This window comes from Flavobacterium segetis (genome assembly GCF_900129575.1).
GTDB classification, from domain to species: Bacteria; Bacteroidota; Bacteroidia; order Flavobacteriales; family Flavobacteriaceae; genus Flavobacterium; species Flavobacterium segetis.
This window is the reverse complement of the sequence record NZ_FQWE01000014.1, coordinates 1-18162: the sequence shown is the minus strand read 5'-3', so window position 1 is coordinate 18162 and position 18162 is coordinate 1. Positions and strand designations below refer to the sequence as shown.

Genomic DNA, 18162 nt, shown 5'->3' with positions numbered 1-18162 from the left:
CCCATCACTTTGCGAACCGCCGTATACGAGACCCGTACGTACGGTGGTGTGAGAGGCGCACTCCGTCAGTTTCTGGCGGAGCCGTCTACTCGATTGTGCGAGGTTTTTTTTCAATTTCATAATCCATTAAATATAAAATTATGTTAATAATACATCTTTTACTTGTATTTTAAATTTTTTAATGTATATTTGTACTTTAAATTTTTAATTATGGGTTTATTTGAATTTTTTAGAAAAGGTAAAAAGCATAATGTTGCTTTACATTCCGTTGCCAAAAAGTTAAAGATTTCAGAAGAATCTATAGTTAACATTTTAAAGGATTCTGGTTTTGATATTTATAACTTTCCACATACGATATTAAATGAAAAACATTTAGAGGTTTTATCTCAAAAGTATGTTGAAGCGATTAAGAATTTTCATAACACTTCAAGTAAGAATCTATACAACTTAAGTAATTTTGATAGGTTAGAGGTACAGAAGTTTTTCTCAAGGTTTATTCGATACGATTATTTTACGGAATCTTATAACGAAGGATTATTTGATAATAAAGTTTTTAAATCAAAGTTAGACTCGGGATTAATAAAAGATTTCTTTTATTTATTGATTGACGAAATTGAGTTTGAAGCTATTCACGGAAATATATTTTACACCAATGGTTTTAGCATTGAATGTAAAGAGTTTACAAAATTTTTATATAGGGTTAAATTAAAAACTAAATCAACTTTTAATAACATTAAGTCAAGATTATTTTCGATTTTGACGACGTGTCAATATTACATTTTTACAGATGATGAAGATCATATCGCAAAAGCAAATTTCGAGTTGTGCTTCTCTGCGGTTAGAGATTTATCTGGAGAAGCTTTAAAAAATATTAATTATTTAAAGTTTAATGTAAAATGGAAAGAATTAAAATACTTATAGAAAATATAAAAAATTGCAATTTATCTGAAGAAGATAAACAAACATTATTAGAAAAATTAGAGAACGACAATCCCGATATTAACGGTTTTTTGGAAGCATTTATTTTGATTTGTAAAGTCAGTAAAGAATTTTTAAAACTTTTTGATATAGATTTATGGGATAGCTAAAAATTAAGTTATGGATATTGGAACTGCTATTAAAATTTTAAGAAAAGAGAAACAATTAGGTCAAAAGCAACTTGCCGAAATGTGTGGAATTTCGGTTAATGCGCTTTCTCAAATAGAAATTAATGCCACTTTTCCTCAAAAGAATACAATTAAGAAAATTTGTGAATCATTACAGATTCCCGTTTCTTATTTATTGTTTTTCTCAATTAGTGATGATGATATTCCTGATGATAAAAAAGTTGTCTTTAAGTCTTTAAATTCGGCTATTAAGTCAATTTTAATTGAATAAAAAAAAAGAGTTTCGGCTCTTTTTTTTATTTTTTTTTGCAGTTCGTTTCTCAAAATCTCGCACAACTAGTATATAGGCGAAACAAACCTTCGCATATCCACCCAAATTTGGGTAGATTGGCGAAGGTTTGTTTCGCTTTATTGCTTTTCAAATATATAAATAATTCTTTACAAATCATCAACCGGGCTTTTTATTTGTTGAATACTTTTCGTACTTACGTGCGTATAAATTTCGGTGGTTTTGCTGCTGTTGTGGCCTAATAATTCTTGTATGTAGCTCAAATCGGTGCCGCTTTCGAGTAAATGTGTTGCGAAGCTGTGTCGTAACCAATGTAAAGTAGCTGGTTTCGTAATTCCTGTTTTTCGCAAGGCTTGTTTTAAAACTAATTGTAAGCTTCTAGAATCGTAAGGCATGCCTGCCATTTGACCTTCAAATAAATAAGTTGTCGGTTTGCATACAGTGTAATAGTCTCGAAGCATTGTTAGGATTTTAGGACTCAAGGGCACGATTCTATCTTTTTTGCCTTTTGAATTTTTGAGGATTATTATATTTCTTTTGGAGTCAATATGTACCGGTTTCATAGCTAATAATTCGCCACATCGTAAACCACAACTGTAAATCAGCGAAAGCATTGTTTTGTGTTTTATATTAGCGTGGACTTCTAAAATCAATTTTATTTCTTCTTTGCTCAATACATTAGGTAAAACCTTGGCACGTTTAGGACGATGGATTTTATCTACTTCAATTTTTGTTTCTCTTATGGTGCTGAAGTATAACTTAATGGCATTGACTATTTGGTTTTGGTAAGAAGCCGAAAGTTTGTTTTCTAATATATACTCGTTGTTGTAAACAATTACATCTGCATTGTCAATTTCTACAATGGCTTTGTCTTTATAAAAAACAAAAAAGGATCGCAATGCATCACAATAAGTTGAAATTGTGTTTTCGCTGTAGCGTTTAGACCTAAGCCATTGCTTAAATTTTTCTATTTCAGCACTTCCTTCACTCGATGGTAAACAATTGCTTGCTGTTTCTAGTTTAAACCTTATTCTATTTTGATCTGTATCAGGTATGTGCCACGCGAGTAAAGACTGGCTCCATCGTGCGCCATCTAGTTGCTTGATCCGCGCAATTAAAGTAGCGTCTTTTTTAAAATAAACAGCAATTCGCTTTTCCTTTTTGTGTGTAAGTGTTTTTGCTTCCCAGACCATAATGAGTTGTTATTGAGTCACTAAAGTAATTAAAAATTTTTAATATAATGACAATTGACTTTCTGTTAAACTTCACGAACTTTGTGACGTTAAAAAAAAGCAGTGATAGTAAAACGGTAGCCTTTTGGCGAAAGCCCAATGCTAATTAAAAAGTGTGTTAAATTATACAACAAAAATAAAACAGATATGAAAATAAATCCAAAAAACGGAATTGATCAACTCATTTTCGGAATGAAGCAAAATGATGTTACGGCAATTTACGGTAAGCCAGATCGCAATTATAAAGATGAAGACGACAACGTGATTTTTGCGTACAATAAACTCAAAATGAGATTGACTTTTTATGTAGAGGAAGATTTTAAATTAGGTTATATCGTGGCTTCAAGTGCAGATTTATCTCTATTTGAACATAAAATTATAAATAGAAAAATTATTGATGTAAAAAAAGATTTAGCCGCGAAAGGTATAAGTAAATTTACGCAAGAGGAGTTTGATACATTTGAGAATTATTTTAATGAAGAAAACTGGATCATTTTTCAAACTGAATTTGACGAGGTAGTTAAATTTGAAATAGGAGCAATCATCAATCAAAAAGATGAATTTGACTGGAAATTTAAAGCTAAAAAATAGTTTTATCCAAAAAAAAAAAGACCCGAAAGTTGCAATTACTTTCGGGTCTTTTTTATAGTATCACTTTACTTATTGTTTTGGAGCTGGTTGTTTTTCAAACATTTCTAACTCAAAAATAAGATTTGTGTTAGGAGGAATTACACCACCAGCACCTCTTGATCCATAAGCTAATTCTGCAGGGATGAATGCAACCACTTTATCACCATAGGACATTGACGCTAGTGTCTCTAAAAATCCTGCAATCATTCCATCTTTTTTACCGGCCTCAAATGGAAACGCTTGATAACCATTTTGTGCGGCTCTGTTAGCATCATAGGTGCCATATTCCTTAGCTACATTTTCATAACTACTGTCAAAAAGAGTTCCATCTTCAAAATAACCTGCGTAATGAAAATAAAATGTGCTCTTATCAAGTGGTTTTACACCTGTACCGTTTTGAACTACTTTATAAGCTAATCCTGATGGTGAAGTTGTAGCTGTGGCTTTTGCAGTGGCGAAATAAGCAGCTTTTGCAGCAACTACGGGACCGTATTTTTCTAAATAGACTTTCTTCGCTTCTGCTTGTAGTGCTTCTTGTTTTGCTTTGTTTTCTGCATTAGCTAATTCTTGTTTTTTCTTATTCTCTGCATTCAGAAGATCTTGCTTTTTTTGATCTTCGGATTTGTTATTGAAATAGTCAGAAAAAACTTTTGTAGCATCAAATTTTTGTGCCAATGCACCTTTTCTCAAAATAGTAACTTTAGTAATCACATCATTTTGAGCAATGGTGTTTACCACGTTCATCCCTTCAGTAACTTTACCAAATACAGTATGTTTTCCATCTAACCAAGGTGTTTCTTTGTGGGTAATAAAAAATTGGCTTCCATTAGTTGTTGGTCCAGAATTAGCCATAGATAAAATACCTGGCTTATTGTGTTTTAAATCGGTAAACTCGTCCTTGAACGAATATCCAGGACTACCTGAACCGTCTCCAAGCGGATCACCACCTTGAATCATAAAATCTTTTATCACACGGTGAAATTTTAAACCATCGTAAAAAGGTTTTCCTTTCAATTTTTCATTCGTAACGTAAGTGTTTGTCCCTTCTGCTAAAGCGATAAAGTTAGCCACTGTTACCGGTGTTTTTTTATACTCAAGTTCAAGGGTAATGTCACCTTTGTTAGTGGCAATTATGGCAAAAATACCCTCAATTGTTGTTGGTGTTTTTACAACTGGTTTAACCGCTTTTTTTACGATAGCTTTTGCTGCCGTATTCGGTTTTTTAGCAGTGGATGATTTTTTAACCGTTTGAGAATGTACGTTTACAATTCCCAGAAACAATAAAAACAGAATTTTGAATTTCATTTTTTAAATAATTTAAGTTCTAACTTGATGTGTTCTATTGAGGCATTTTTTCTAATAATTCAACTTCAAAAATGATATTAGCGTTTGGCGGAATCACACCACCAGCTCCAGCAGCTCCGTAGCCTAAACGGGAGGGAATAAAAATTACGGCTTTGTCACCTAATGATAATTGCTCTAATCCTTCGATGAAACCAGGAATCATGCCATCTTTTTTACCTGCTTGAAAAGGGATGGGTTGGTAGCCGTTTTGTGCCGCTCTGTTTTCATCGTATTTTCCAAAATTTTTGGCAACGCTTGCTATACTTGCGTCAAATAATTCTCCGTCTTCTAAGAAACCTGCATAATGAATAAAAATATTTGTGCCAGCTGCAGGTTTTTTTCCTCCACTTTTCTTTGTAATCGTATATTCTAATCCGGATGGAGTTCTTGTAGACTTAACTTTCAAGTCGGCAAAATAAGCGACTTTATCTTCACGTACCGTTTTATATTTTTCGTCGTACACTTTTTTATTTTCAGCATCAATAGCAGCTCTTTTGCTTTGATTTTTTGCTTCAATTGAAAAATAATCGTTGAAAACCTTAACTGCATTGAATTTCTTAGCGGCCTCACCATTTCTAATGATGCTGACTTTTTTAATAAAATCTTCTTGCTCAATTTTGTTGACTACATCCATTCCGTTCTCAATTACATGACCAAAAATCGTATGTTTTCCCTCTAACCAGGGTGTAGCAAGGTGTGTGATAAAAAATTGACTGCTGTTTGTCGCTACTCCATTATTGGCCATTGCCAAAACTCCAGCATTGTCAAAACGCAAATCAGAAATTTCATCTTTAAATTTATAACCAGTATCTCCAGAACCTGTTCCTAGTGGATCTCCAGTTTGAATCATAAAATCTTTAATGACTCTGTGAAATTTTAAACCATTATAGAAAGGTTTGTTTTTTAGATTTTCATTAGTTACAAATTCGTTTTTTCCTTCGGCTAATGTTACGAAATTAGCCACTGTAATTGGTGCTTTCTCGTAATCTAACTTCAAAATTATATCTCCTTTATTAGTCTCAATTTTAGTGTATAAACCATCTGGTAAATTGCTATGCGCTTCTTTACAAGAATAAAATGAGGCAATTACAAGCAATGCAAATAAAATCTTTTTTTTCATTTTTACGTTTAATTATTAGTTTAAGGTATCGTTAGGTTTTTTTACAACAGGCGTTTCTTGCTCAATAACAAGTGGAGCAGCAGTGACTGGTTTTATCTTTATTTGTGATTCTTTTTTATAGGCTACTTCTGATTTGAAATCTCGAAGGGTGACAGTACAAATTATGGGTTGGTTCATGCCAATTTTTTTTGCATCGCCACGATAACCGTATCCCATATTAGAAGGAAAAATAAAATTTATTTTTTCTCCTTTACGCATCAGTTTGATTCCGTCACGCAATCCCATCATGATGTCTTGCTTATCCACATAGTAAGTTTGTGGTCTTAACTCTAATTCAGAGTAGATGATTGTTCCTTGTAGATCTTTAATTTCATAATCAAAAAAAGCAACATCACCTTTTTTTGGGGTTAGAGAATCCAGTTTATTTTGGATTTCATAAGAGTACCAATATCCTTTTTTAGAGGCTGTATATTGAATATTTGGATCGTTCTTGATCAAATTTTTGATTTGAGTTTCCTCATCAGCAACTAACTTTTTATTGCGAATGATAGATTTTTTCATAAAACTTCCAGAGGATTGAGATAGCGGTCTTCTCGCCTCCTGTGGTTGTTTACAACTGGAGAATAGCACAAGCAAAAAGAATATACTTGCAAACAATTTTGTGTTTTTCATAAATTTAAATACTTATTTTTGTGACTAAATCTTCAAATTTTTGGACCGTTTCTTGTAATGAAAGATCTGATTTTCCACCTGCTGCGTTTCGGTGTCCGCCGCCGTTAAAATGATCTCTCGCAAACTGATTTACATCAAAATCACCTTGGGATCGAAAAGAAATTTTGATAATTTTTTCTTCGGCATTTTCGATAAAAATAGCTGCAAATTGAATTCCTTTAATACTCAATCCGTAATTAACAATGCCCTCTGTATCACCTTTTACGTAGTTAAATGAATTTAGTTCCTCTTGACTTAGTATTGTGTAAGCTGTTTTATGATCCATGATCAGTTTCATGTTTTGAAGCGCTTGTCCCAAGATTTGCAATCGACCAAAGCCGCTATTGTCAAAAAGTAAACTTGGAATTTCTGTATTTTCAACTCCTAAATCAATTAATTCAGCTACAATTCTATGCGTATTTCCAGTTGTTTTTGGAAAACGGAAAGAACCAGAATCAGTGAGAATTCCCGTGTAGATGCAGGTTCCTATCGTTTTATCGATATCTTGTTTTTTACCAAGAAAAGAAATAAAATTATAAATCATTTCACAAGTTGATCCAAACGAGGTGTCAGAATAAGTGATAGCAGCATAATCATCCGGTTTTTGATGATGATCAATCATGATAAACGGTGCTTTCAATGGAGTAAGAACGTGTTCCATTTCGCCTGTGCGGTGTAAAGCATTAAAATCTAGGGTGAAAATAAGATCCGATTCTTGTAGGATTTTAGTACAATTTTCCTTGTCCTTTTCGAATATTTTGATAGTTTCTGAGCCTGGCATCCAAGCTAAAAAATCGGGAAATTCATTAGGAGAAACAACAATAGGTTCGTGATTATTTTTTAGCAAAAAATGGTATAATGCTAAGGTAGAACCCATGGCATCGCCGTCAGGACCACGGTGTGGAATTATGGCAATCTTTTTTGGAGTTGATAATAACAACTGTATTGCTTGAATGTCTTGTATTTTCATAGGTTGCGAAATTACATTTTTTTAAGCTAAAGTTGAAATCATTAACACGATTTTCACCTATTACAAAAAGTCGGCTGGTTTTCTTTTCATTTTCTGATACAAAAGGTATTTTGGACCTTTTACAATTTGAGTACTGTAAATTCCCATTGATCCAGATGAAAAATAAGCAATGACGCAGGCTAAACCAATAAAAACACCGCTTTCAATCCCAAAAAGTTCCATTCCCATAACGGTGCAAGCTATTGGTGTATGGGTTGCACCCGAAAAAACAGCAACGAAACCCATTCCTGCCAAAAGCGCAATGGGTAACGGCACCACAAGAGATAGAGCACTTCCTAAGGTTGCTCCAACAAAGAATAAAGGAGTAACTTCTCCGCCTTTAAAACCAGCTCCTAATGTAAAACCAGTAAATAATATTTTAAGAAGGAAATCATAAGGCGCATTTGCCACAGAAAATGCATTAACGATGATAGGGACGCCCAATCCCGTATATTTAGAACTTCCGATGAAATAAAAAGCTATTGCCAAAATTATGCCGCCAAGGAACGGACGTAGTGGAGGATAGGTAATTGCTTTTGAGAATAATTTCCCCCATAAGTGTGTAGATCGAGAAAATAATAGTGCCGCTAATCCAAATAAAACGCTTACAATTGTAATCCAAAAAAACGTAGCTAGGCTGATAACTGGGACGAAAGGAATTGCGTATTGCGTATGCTTAACATGCCAAAATTCTACTGTGAAATAGGCAATGTAAGCAGTTAAAAAAGATAGTGGGAAACTCTTAAAACTGATTTTGCTAAAGAGTACAAGTTCTAAAGCAAATAATGCTCCCGCCAAAGGAGTTCCAAAAATAGATGCAAAACCAGCGCTAATTCCTAAGATCAAAATTGTTTTTCTATCAGAATTATCTAAGCTGAATATTCTTGTAAACTGGTCAGCAATAGCACCTCCCATTTGTACTGCTGTTCCTTCACGACCTGCAGATCCTCCAAACAGATGCGTGATTAAGGTTCCAAAAAGAACCAAGGGTGCCATTATTAAAGGAATTGTTTTTTGAGGATTTTCGTATTCTTCTAGTAGTAGATTATTTCCCTTCACTGCGGTTTTACCGCAGTAATGATAGGATAATCCAATGAGCAATCCACCTATTGGCAACAGCCAAATTATCCAATTGTTGGCAATTCTTGTTTGCGTCATGTATTCAAGAGTTACTAAAAAAAATGCAGAAGCTGATCCTGATAAAATCCCAATTAAAGAACAAATGAGAATCCATTGCAAAATTAAGGGGATATTTTTTTTTATGGTAAATGAATTCATTAGTGCAATTGTAAGCGGTTGTTTTGCAAAAGTATTATAATACTTGTTCTATTAATAGTTTTTCAGTAGTATTGGTTGTAAATTATATTTCAACGTAACATTAATATGTTACTAATTCGTTAATTCTGTAAAAACTGATCGTGGGGTTTATATCTTCAAAAAATCTGGCATAAATAGATGCTGCTATTAGTTTTTCTCTCTGAATTGTGCAGTGGTAGACCATTTTTTTTCCCAAGGTGAACTTGTGAATACGTTGTTTCACGTTATTTTATTTTTTAATTGATTTTAAAAATAGAATTATTACTTTAAATTTCATTCAATTTTTTGAAAAGCATGGTTGTAAATATGATAGTCTTTTTTAAAAAAGAATTCTAAATTAAACCATTGCACATTGGTATTTAAAGTTAAAAAGTGAATACGAATGAATTTAATAATTTGCATTGATAGAACTTTATCCCTTTCTGGTATGTTTATTGCCATTAAAGAAAATAGAAATAAAAATTATGGTTCTAGTCAAAGAAGTCTATTTTCGGTAATTCAAAGTCTCTGGTTAATCTCAGTGAAATAAAATAAAAGAGAAATTTTGAAGTTATAAATGAAAGTTAAATTATAAGTAGAAATTGTAATAACTGGCAAAGGCTATTTATTTTTAAAATAGTTGAAGTACGGTTTAGCAGAAATAATTTGAAGTGAGCACAAGTTGATGTAGATAATAAATCGAAAACAACAGTTGCGATTGCTCTAAGAAAAAAACAAATAGTAATTACGTATGAAAAGGATTTTAGTACTAATGATGATACTAGCCATCTCGATTAGTGGTTATGCTCAAAGTGAATTTAATTCTAAATTCAAACCCATTCCGCTTAAAAATAACGCACCAAAAATTAAGAAAGAGATGCCGCCAAAGATAAATATCCCACCGATAAAGAAACCCAACGTATTTAAAAACCCTGAAATTTTTAATCCTAATCCATCTCCCTCAGGTTCGATTGTTCCTGCCAATAATTTTTCGATGACTCCAAAAGATGAATTTATGAATCCTGGCGATGTTTACAGAGATAAGTGGAATAAAAAAGAGGAAAATCCGGAAGGAATTGTGTACCGAAGAAATCAAAATTTAGGTAATTTCCAAACGGGCTCTACATCAGCTAAAATTATGTACCGAGATGCCGCTTATGTTGATGGTGATAAGATTAGGGTATATTTAAATGATAAAGTGATTCAGAGTCAGGTGAACCTAGACAGTAACTTTAAAGGTTTTGAAATTGTTTTAGAAAAAGGATTTAATAAAATAGATTTTGAAGCATTAAATCAGGGCTCATCTGGCCCTAATACTGCTGAATTTAAAGTTTATGATGACAAAGGTAGTTTAATATCAGCTAGTCAATGGAATCTGGGAACAGGATTTAAGGCCACGATAGTTTTGGTGAAAGAATAAATATAAGTAAAATACATTACTAAAAAGGCCCTTGATTTTGATCAAGAGCCTTTTTAGTACCATTAGTTTTTTTTAAAAAGGATCTGCTGTAACTTGAAATTTCATATCGCTTTTTACAGTTATATCTTTACTTATGGTCTCTTTTATTACCACTTTTGTTCTTATTTTGTAACTAGGAGCTTTGATGTATTTATCTAATTTTTGAGATGTACAAAGAAGTTCTATGGAATTAGAAGAAGAATTGACATCGTCTAAATAAGCCAATTCAATTTCATCATTCGCATCTGTAGAAATATATAATCGAATCGATTTTAAAAAAGTAAATGTTTTATTGCTAGGATCGGTGATTGTTAATTTGAGTTGTTTTAGTTTTACATCTTTAACTAAATCCGCCCTAGTATTATTGTTTTTAAACTCCGAAGTTGAATTAGTCGTTACATCTGGAGTGATTATTTCTGTTGCAAGATTAAGCGGAAATCCCGTGGATATTTTGAAAGAAGTTTTATTGTCAATAGTAAATGTGAGTAACTTATCGATCACATTACAAGAAAATAGGAGTAAAGCGAAGCTGGTTATCACAGCTAATTTTTTTGTTTTCATTTTTAATTTTTTTATTGTTTATTTTAGATTTGGATAGACTTAGCGTTATTTTTTTATTATTTACGGCAATTCAATCAAGGTGGTTTTGCCACTTCCTTTTTCTTTTCAAATGATTTGCAACATTTTCAGTGAAAAGAGAAAAAGTGTAAATTATTTGGATCAACTTAAGTGTTTGTTTACTAAAAGTAATTTTCTCAATCCCTAATTATTGTCAAAAGTATGGCTATTTAAGTAATAAACTTCAATTTAAAATTAAATGAAGATTTTCAAATTTCAATTTTTCAATTTGAAATATAAAAAGTATTTTTGCGCATGCAACATAACGTACTTATTTTAGACTTCGGATCGCAATACACACAGCTTATTGCGCGTAGAGTTCGCGAATTAAATATATTCTGCGAAATTTTTCCATACAATCATTTTCCAACTGATTTATCTTCTTACAAAGCCGTCATTCTAGGTGGAAGTCCATTTTCTGTTCGCGCAGATGATGCACCACATCCTGATTTATCTCAAATTAGAGGAAAATTGCCAATGCTTGCCGTATGTTATGGAGCACAATATTTAGCTCAATTTAGCGGCGGAAAAGTGGAAGCTTCAAATACCAGAGAATATGGTAGAGCAAATTTGTCTTATATAAAGGACGATGAAATTTTCTTTGAAGGTGTTTCTGAGAATAGCCAAGTATGGATGAGTCACAGTGACAGTGTCAAAGTGTTACCTACTAATGGTGTAAAATTAGCAAGCACAAATGATGTGGAATTTGCAGCTTACAAAATTGAAGGCGAAACAACTTATGCAATTCAGTACCATCCTGAAGTTTTTCATTCTACGGATGGATCTAAAATGTTAGAAAACTTTTTAGTCAAAATAGCCGAAGTACCTCAAAATTTTACTCCAAAAGCTTTTGTGAGCGAAATGGTAGCAGAATTGAAAGAGAAATTACAAGATGATAAAGTCGTTCTCGGATTATCTGGAGGCGTAGATAGTACTGTAGCAGCCGTTTTATTACATCAAGCTATTGGTAAAAATCTATATTGCATTTTTGTGAATAACGGTTTACTTCGTAAAAACGAATTTCAAAACGTGCTAGATCAATATAAAGGAATGGGTTTAAACGTAAAAGGTGTTGATGCTGGCGATCGTTTCCTGTCCCAATTGGCAGGGGTGAGTGATCCAGAAACAAAACGTAAAATAATAGGACGAGTCTTTATTGAGGTTTTTGATGATGAATCACATTTAATAGAAGATGTGAAGTGGTTAGCTCAAGGAACGATTTATCCGGATGTTATAGAATCAGTTTCCGTAAAAGGACCATCTGCAACTATAAAGTCACATCATAATGTAGGCGGTTTGCCTGATTATATGAAATTGAAAATTGTTGAACCACTTCGAATGCTTTTTAAAGATGAAGTGCGTAGAGTAGGCGCTTCATTAGGAATTGATGCTGAATTATTAGGAAGACATCCTTTCCCAGGTCCAGGATTATCGATTAGAATTTTAGGTGATATTACGCCAGAGAAAGTTCAAATTTTACAAGATGTAGATGCCGTGTTTATTGACGGTTTGAAATCTTGGGGTTTGTATGACAAGGTTTGGCAGGCGGGAGCAATTCTTTTACCTGTGAATAGCGTGGGAGTAATGGGTGATGAACGGACTTATGAAAAAGTTATTGCGCTTCGTGCAGTAGAATCGACTGATGGTATGACAGCGGATTGGGTTCACTTACCCTATGAATTTTTAATGAAAATTTCGAATGACATCATTAATAAAGTCAAGGGTGTAAATAGAGTAGTGTACGATATTAGCTCAAAACCGCCAGCAACGATTGAGTGGGAATAATCATTTTTGAATTTAATTCGATAACACAATATTTTTAAAAAATTCTCTTTAGATAACGGTATCAGATTTTCGGAATAAAATTTGATACCGTTACTTTTAGGAATCACTTGACTCATTTTTAAATAGATAATATGAAATATATTTTTGCAATTTGTATCACAGCATTATTTACCCTTGGTGTTTTTTCACAAGGAAAAACAATCACTCATAAGGTTGGGAAAGGCGAGACAATCGCACAGATTGCTGCAAAATATAACGTTAGCACAAACGCTATTTATCAGCTCAATCCCGATGCGCAAACTGGTTTAAAACCCAATAGTATTTTAATTATTCCATCGACTGCTGCCAAAAGAATGGTTGATAATAAAGTAAGTTCCGCAACTATCACACATGAAGTTTTGCCAAAAGAGACTTTATACGGTATTGAAAAAAAATATGGCGTTTCAGACGAAGCTTTAAAACTGGCCAATCCTTTTTTAGAACAAGACGGACTTCAAATAGGTCAGAAACTGATAATTCCCTCCAATAAAATTGTAAAAACAACTGCTGTTAAAGTAGAGAAAGTCGAGAAAGCAGTTTATCATTATGTGCTTCCAAAAGAAACTAAGTATTCAATAGCGAAACAATATGGAATTACTGTAGCAGAATTAGAACGTAAAAATCCTGAGGTTGTATTGAATTTGCCGGAAGGATTTAAATTATTAATAAAAGGTAAAGCAACACCAGCAGCTATTGTTACTGAAGTAAAAAAGGAAGCTCCAATTGCATCTCCAGTAAAGCAAATGATAACTGCGAATTATGTTGTTAAATCAAAAGAAACGCTTTATGGTTTATCGAAAATGTTCGAAATATCGCAAGCCGAATTAATAGCTATGAATCCGTTTTTATCAGATGGTGTTGTTGAAGGTATGGTAATAAAAATCCCTACTACTAACGTAAATGCGACCGATAATAAAAAAGAATATGTTGATTTAAGTAAGACTAATAATTCAGGTAAAAAGAAACTAGTAATGCTATTGCCATTTAATATTGCTAAAATTGAAGGTGATACAATAAACTCAACAATTTCAAGACTGAAAAAAGACAAATTTCTAAACATGACGCTTGATTTTTATGCAGGTGCGCTTATGGCAATTGACTCTGCTAAAGTATTAGGTTTAAATATCGATATTTCTATTTTTGATTCGCAGGAAACAAAGAATACTTCAGCAATCGCAACTATTGTAAAAGATAATAATTTGCAAAGTTCGGATGTGGTAATAGGTCCTTTTTATCAAAGCAATGTCGAGAAGACAGCCGAAATGTTGATGGTAAATCAAGTGCCTGTCATTTCGCCGCTCTCAAAAGATCAAAGTGTTTCATACACTAATATCTTTCAATCGATCCCTTCTTCTGATGCTGTAAAAAATGCTGTTTTTGATTATATGCGTTTAAAAAGAGGTAATATGATTGCTGTAGTAGACAAAAAGAAAGGATCAATTATTCAATACATTCAAGATAATCAAAAGGATGTAAAGTTTTCTGTTCTCACTCCAACTGGAGGTGTTTCTGCTGAAAATTTGAAAAGTTTATTAGTAAAAGATAAAATGAATTATGTGGTCATGGAAACAGCAAATACATCGATGATTAAAGCGACGGTGAACACGATGCTGAGTGCGATGAAAGATTTTAAGGTTCAATTAGTTATTTTGGAACCGAATGAAACATTAGATACCGCCGAAATTAGCATTGCAAATCTTGCCAAGTTAAATTTAATGTATCCATCAATAACGCGTGAGAATGAATCTCCAGAGGCTTTGCTATTTGTAAAAGAATTCAAAAAGAAAAATAAAATTGCCCCAAGTGATTTTGCAACACGAGGATTTGATGTGACTTTTGATACGATGATGCGTTTGTCCCAAGATAAAAAGTATCAAGAAACTATAGAAATTTCAGCTACAGAACAAGTAGATAATAAATTTGAATACTACAAAGTCGATAACGGAGGTTACGCCAATAAAGGAATTTACATTTTATATTACGATACTGATTTGACCGTTAAAGAAGCTAAATAGAGAACTATTTGCCGATATATTGAAAAGATTTTATCTTAAAAATATTAATTTATTTATAAATCTTTAAGGCAAAATTTTTCAAGTTTTAATATTGCGTTGATGTCTTTATTACTTGTTGGCAAATAAATGTTTTTTTAATGATTAAATTTTAAATAGGAAAACGTGCTATCTTTTTAAAATAGATAATAGCGTTATTTTAAAAACTTTGCTTGGTTTGCCAAATCAAACTATAAATAAAACAATCACATGACATCAAAAGTAACTTACTTAGGAGATTTACGAACATCTTCAATACATTTACAATCAGGGACGGAAATTCTCTCAGATGCGCCAGTTGACAACAATGGTAAAGGAGAAGCTTTTTCTCCTACAGATATGGTCGCTAATGCTTTGGCAACTTGTATGATGACCATTATGGGAATAAAAGCAAGAGACTTAGAAATTGATTTAAAAAATTCTACAGCGGAGGTGTTAAAAATCATGAATGCCGATCCAAGAAGAATTAGTGTTATCGAAATTGGTTTCCAGTTGCAAGGAACTGAAAATCAAAAAGAAAAAACGATTCTAGAAAGAGCAGCAATGACTTGTCCTGTTTTTTTGAGTCTGCATCCAGAAATTGAAAAACGAATTACATTTAAGTGGAACTAGAATTTATTATGTTTCAACATAAATACTCTATTTAACAACGTATATATTATAAAAAAAAACAGGACCGCTTAACTTCATTAGCAACAAAGTTTAATGGGTGACAAATACAATGTGATTTAATTTGTTGTAGATTTTTTTCAATACTAGATAATAGCTCAGGATATTTAGTAATCAACAGCGGTTGAATTAAACCTACGGTAGTGTTTTGGGGAAAAAGAAAGTAATTGTAAATATATATAAAACAAATTAAAATGATAAAAAAAAGAGGAAGAAGTAGTTAAATACTGTACTATCATCAATCGAGCTATCGCAGAAGTTTCAAGTTTTCCACATTTATTTCATCGTTTTAAGCAAACAATGTCCGATTAAGGCAGAAGCCAAAGCACCTTTTCTAATTATGCTCGGCATGTTGCTTCTATGGCATTGCATTTTGGAAAAATCCCTACAGAGCTTGATGTAGAGCAAGTGCAAGAATACTTATTTCTACTTCAAAAACGTTCCAAAACTCCTTCACAAACCTACTTTAAACATTGCGCTTACGGTACTCGATTCCTTTTAAAATTCGAGGGTTTGCCTTATGAATACCTACATTAACCCTCGATAAAGCACGAGAAAAAACTCCTAACAGTTCTCAGTAAAGAGGAAGTTTGGCGGTTGCTCCATAGTTGTCAACTACTTAAACACAGAATGCTTATTGGTCTTTTGTACGGTTGTGGATTGCGTTGTATGGAAGTGCGAAGTGTACGATTACAAGATCTAGATTTTGATAGGCAGCAACTCAAAGTGGTACAAGGTAAGGGCAAAAAAGACCGCTACGTTCCACTATCCAAACATTTAATCCGCGGACTCAAAACCTACATTGAAGCCGAAAAACTCAGAAACAATCACTTTAACGGTCAACCACAAGGCAGAGCAGGTGGTGATACTTCGTCTTCGCTCAGCACATGTTTTGACTCTCGTTATTCTCAACAAGGTGTGCAAAGGCAGTAAAACAAGCCTGTAAAGCTGCTGGAATTACTAAAGAGGTTTGTGTGCATACGCTTCGGCATACTTTTGCTACCCATTTACTCGAAGACGGACTCGATATTATCACACTTAAAAATCTTTTGGGACACGAGCAAATCGAAACTACGATGGAATATTTGCAAATTGCCCAACTCGACACCATAAAAGCTTTTAGTCCACTAGATACTTTGTTTGAAAAGTGCGGCAAGAAGTAGCTCATGTTCTAGAAAAACTCGGGACAAAGATTGAAAATTTAGGCTTAAACACTTGGCAATTGCGAACCTTATCGACAGTACGTAGGTGCCGCACAGCGGCTTTAGGCGGGCATATTGATGCTTGTGATACTTGCGGAAAAATCAGCATTAGTTACAACTCGTGTCGCAACCGCCATTGTCCTAAATGTCAATGCAAAAATAGAGAGGATTGGATTCAGTCCAGACAAAGCGAACTCCTACCAGTGCCATATTTCCATGTTGTTTTTACTTTGCCTGATAGTATCAATAGTCTAGCGATGCACGATCCAAGATTGGTGTATAATATACTTTTTGAGTCGGCATGGGAAACGCTCAAAATCTTTGGCAAAACCAAAGAAATCCAAAATGGAATGATAGCAGTTCTGCATACTCTTGCCCCGTTAGAAATCTAGTTGATTTTTTAATCTGTTTTTTAAATACCTTCTTCCCATTCCACTTTTTAGATATTTTTCTCTAGCAATAGCGTCTTGTTTAGTAAATGAAACTTCATAATACAATATTTCCCACGGCATCTTTTTACTCGTCGTTATTGTCCTACCAGAATTATGCTGTATAATTCTTTCATCTAAATTTGAGGTATAGCCTATATACCACGAATTATCCATTAGAGAAACTAAAAGATAAACATAATATTTTTCCATTAAGTAAAAGTATAAAAATTTCTAACGGGGTGCGGGACAAAATTTATCGCTGCATCCACATTTGCATTGCATTGTTCCAGGGGGTGGTGTGGACAAAAATGGCAATTGGCAAAACATACCAGGCGAAGGTAAATTTTTGTTCCCAGTCAAGGCATTGTCCAAAGTTTTTAGGGCAAAATATTGTGAGAAACTAAAAGAGAGAAGCCCTGATAATTACACGAAAGTCAAGAAACAATTGTGGGAAAAGCAATGGGTGGTGTTTGCCAAAAAGCCTTTTGGAAGTCCAAAATCAGTAATAGAATATTTGGGAAGATACACCCATAAAATAGCCATTAGCAATAACCGAATCCAAAGTATTGACGATCAAAACGTAACTTTTAGCTACAAAGATTACCGTCAAAACGGATTTAAGAAACAAATGACACTTACCCACGAAGAATTTATCTGACGCTTTGCGTTGCATATTTTGCCCAAACGTTTTACTTCGTCAGTTCGCCTTTTAGGCTCGGGTGTAAAAATCCGTCATTATGGTTTTTTAAGTAGCACTTGAAAACGGGAGAAACTAAAGGTTTTACAAGAAAAATTAAAGGTAAAAGTGCTAGAAAAGGTAGAGAAAAAACCTTTTTTGCCCAAATGTACCTGTTGCAAAACAGGCAATTTACATCGGATAGCAGTATTTGACCAGCGTGGTCCGCCTGTTTGGTATATTGGCGATAGCCAAAGTTCTCCCGAAAGCTATCGGGACCCCAAAAATTAACTTTATGGGTAAGGGCATTTGTGCGAATAAGTGAAGGGAAACACGAGAAAAACCACCCTTTTTGTACTGCAAAAAAAAAAGAGGCATTTTAGCCTCTTGTAATATCTCCAATAATTTTACGATAACTCCATAGTGTTGACGGCATGTAATCGGTTCCGTTCAACCGCGGGTTCATTGTTCGTTCTTCGAACGCAACGAAGCATT

Annotated in this window: 19 protein-coding genes and 2 pseudogenes; 13 read left to right on the top strand and 8 right to left on the bottom strand. The window is 33.5% G+C overall.

The features are described from left to right. Positions 1–210 precede the first annotated feature (210 nt). Genes BUA99_RS14510 through BUA99_RS14500 form a run of 3 tightly spaced genes read left to right on the top strand, consistent with a single transcriptional unit; the run spans position 211 to position 1377 of the window. Positions 211–921, top strand: a complete 711-nt coding sequence (locus BUA99_RS14510; protein ID WP_072993986.1) for a hypothetical protein — start codon at positions 211–213, stop codon at positions 919–921. Further along, positions 897–1088: a hypothetical protein gene (locus BUA99_RS14505; RefSeq protein WP_072993982.1), complete on the top strand. Its 192-nt coding sequence runs from the start codon at positions 897–899 to the stop codon at positions 1086–1088. The genes BUA99_RS14510 and BUA99_RS14505 overlap by 25 nt, the downstream gene beginning before the upstream one ends. 10 nt (positions 1089–1098) lie before the next feature. Further along, a complete protein-coding gene (locus BUA99_RS14500) occupies positions 1099–1377 on the top strand; it encodes a helix-turn-helix domain-containing protein (protein WP_072993979.1) in 279 nt (92 codons plus the stop codon). 167 nt (positions 1378–1544) lie between these two features. Here the strand turns inward: BUA99_RS14500 and BUA99_RS14495 are convergent, their stop codons facing one another. Next, on the bottom strand, positions 1545–2588 hold the full coding sequence (locus BUA99_RS14495) for a tyrosine-type recombinase/integrase (RefSeq protein WP_072993976.1): 1044 nt from the start codon (positions 2586–2588) through the stop codon (positions 1545–1547). A gap of 186 nt (positions 2589–2774) precedes the next feature. Here BUA99_RS14495 and BUA99_RS14490 point away from each other — a divergent pair, with 186 nt between their 5' ends. Continuing rightward, entirely contained in the window at positions 2775–3218 is a 444-nt protein-coding gene (locus tag BUA99_RS14490) for a hypothetical protein (RefSeq protein WP_072993989.1), read from the top strand. 69 nt (positions 3219–3287) lie between these two features. Here BUA99_RS14490 and BUA99_RS14485 read toward each other — a convergent pair whose 3' ends face one another. Genes BUA99_RS14485 through BUA99_RS14465 form a run of 5 tightly spaced genes read right to left on the bottom strand, consistent with a single transcriptional unit; the run spans position 3288 to position 8719 of the window. After that, on the bottom strand, positions 3288–4562 hold the full coding sequence (locus BUA99_RS14485; RefSeq protein ID WP_072993972.1) for a peptidylprolyl isomerase: 1275 nt from the start codon (positions 4560–4562) through the stop codon (positions 3288–3290). A gap of 34 nt (positions 4563–4596) precedes the next feature. Beyond that, positions 4597–5721 carry a peptidylprolyl isomerase gene (locus BUA99_RS14480; RefSeq protein ID WP_072993969.1) on the bottom strand — a complete coding sequence of 375 codons (1125 nt, stop codon included), beginning with the start codon at positions 5719–5721 and terminating at the stop codon, positions 4597–4599. 15 nt (positions 5722–5736) lie between these two features. Then, a complete protein-coding gene (gene gldI / locus BUA99_RS14475) occupies positions 5737–6393 on the bottom strand; it encodes a gliding motility-associated peptidyl-prolyl isomerase GldI (protein ID WP_072993966.1) in 657 nt (218 codons plus the stop codon). 4 nt (positions 6394–6397) lie between these two features. Further along, positions 6398–7402, bottom strand: a complete 1005-nt coding sequence (locus BUA99_RS14470) for a DHH family phosphoesterase (RefSeq protein ID WP_072993964.1) — start codon at positions 7400–7402, stop codon at positions 6398–6400. Between the two features lie 60 nt (positions 7403–7462). Next, a complete protein-coding gene (locus tag BUA99_RS14465; protein WP_072993961.1) occupies positions 7463–8719 on the bottom strand; it encodes a voltage-gated chloride channel family protein in 1257 nt (418 codons plus the stop codon). Between the two features lie 769 nt (positions 8720–9488). On the opposite strand from BUA99_RS14465, the gene BUA99_RS14460 reads away from it, so the two are divergent. Then, positions 9489–10157, top strand: coding sequence for a hypothetical protein (locus BUA99_RS14460; protein ID WP_072993958.1), 669 nt, complete (start codon positions 9489–9491; stop codon positions 10155–10157). 72 nt (positions 10158–10229) lie between these two features. Here BUA99_RS14460 and BUA99_RS14455 read toward each other — a convergent pair whose 3' ends face one another. After that, positions 10230–10757 carry a hypothetical protein gene (locus BUA99_RS14455; RefSeq protein WP_072993955.1) on the bottom strand — a complete coding sequence of 176 codons (528 nt, stop codon included), beginning with the start codon at positions 10755–10757 and terminating at the stop codon, positions 10230–10232. A 312-nt stretch (positions 10758–11069) separates the two neighbouring features. Here BUA99_RS14455 and guaA point away from each other — a divergent pair, with 312 nt between their 5' ends. From guaA to BUA99_RS14430, 7 genes and pseudogenes are all read left to right on the top strand, one after another. Then, positions 11070–12599 carry a glutamine-hydrolyzing GMP synthase gene (gene guaA, locus BUA99_RS14450; RefSeq protein WP_072993953.1) on the top strand — a complete coding sequence of 510 codons (1530 nt, stop codon included), beginning with the start codon at positions 11070–11072 and terminating at the stop codon, positions 12597–12599. 131 nt (positions 12600–12730) lie between these two features. Further along, positions 12731–14653, top strand: a complete 1923-nt coding sequence (locus BUA99_RS14445) for a LysM peptidoglycan-binding domain-containing protein (protein WP_072993950.1) — start codon at positions 12731–12733, stop codon at positions 14651–14653. A gap of 246 nt (positions 14654–14899) precedes the next feature. Beyond that, positions 14900–15301, top strand: coding sequence for an OsmC family protein (locus BUA99_RS14440; protein ID WP_072993947.1), 402 nt, complete (start codon positions 14900–14902; stop codon positions 15299–15301). Positions 15302–15718: 417 nt separating this feature from the next. Further along, positions 15719–15895, top strand: coding sequence for a hypothetical protein (locus BUA99_RS15445; protein WP_234972980.1), 177 nt, complete (start codon positions 15719–15721; stop codon positions 15893–15895). Positions 15896–15955: 60 nt separating this feature from the next. Next, positions 15956–16291 carry a tyrosine-type recombinase/integrase gene (locus BUA99_RS15505; RefSeq protein ID WP_262487714.1) on the top strand — a complete coding sequence of 112 codons (336 nt, stop codon included), beginning with the start codon at positions 15956–15958 and terminating at the stop codon, positions 16289–16291. A gap of 41 nt (positions 16292–16332) precedes the next feature. Beyond that, positions 16333–16521, top strand: coding sequence for a tyrosine-type recombinase/integrase (locus BUA99_RS15500; RefSeq protein ID WP_262487713.1), 189 nt, complete (start codon positions 16333–16335; stop codon positions 16519–16521). Continuing rightward, a pseudogene (locus BUA99_RS14430) lies at positions 16506–16931 on the top strand (IS91 family transposase); the annotation flags it as partial. The gene BUA99_RS15500 and the pseudogene BUA99_RS14430, both read left to right, overlap by 16 nt. A gap of 9 nt (positions 16932–16940) precedes the next feature. Here BUA99_RS14430 and BUA99_RS14425 read toward each other — a convergent pair. Continuing rightward, positions 16941–17201 (bottom strand): GIY-YIG nuclease family protein, encoded by a 261-nt coding sequence (locus BUA99_RS14425; RefSeq protein WP_072993944.1) that lies wholly within the window; start codon positions 17199–17201, stop codon positions 16941–16943. 34 nt (positions 17202–17235) lie between these two features. On the opposite strand from BUA99_RS14425, the pseudogene BUA99_RS14420 reads away from it, so the two are divergent. Beyond that, positions 17236–17958 (top strand): annotated as a pseudogene (locus tag BUA99_RS14420) (IS91 family transposase); the annotation flags it as partial. Positions 17959–18162: the final 204 nt, after the last annotated feature.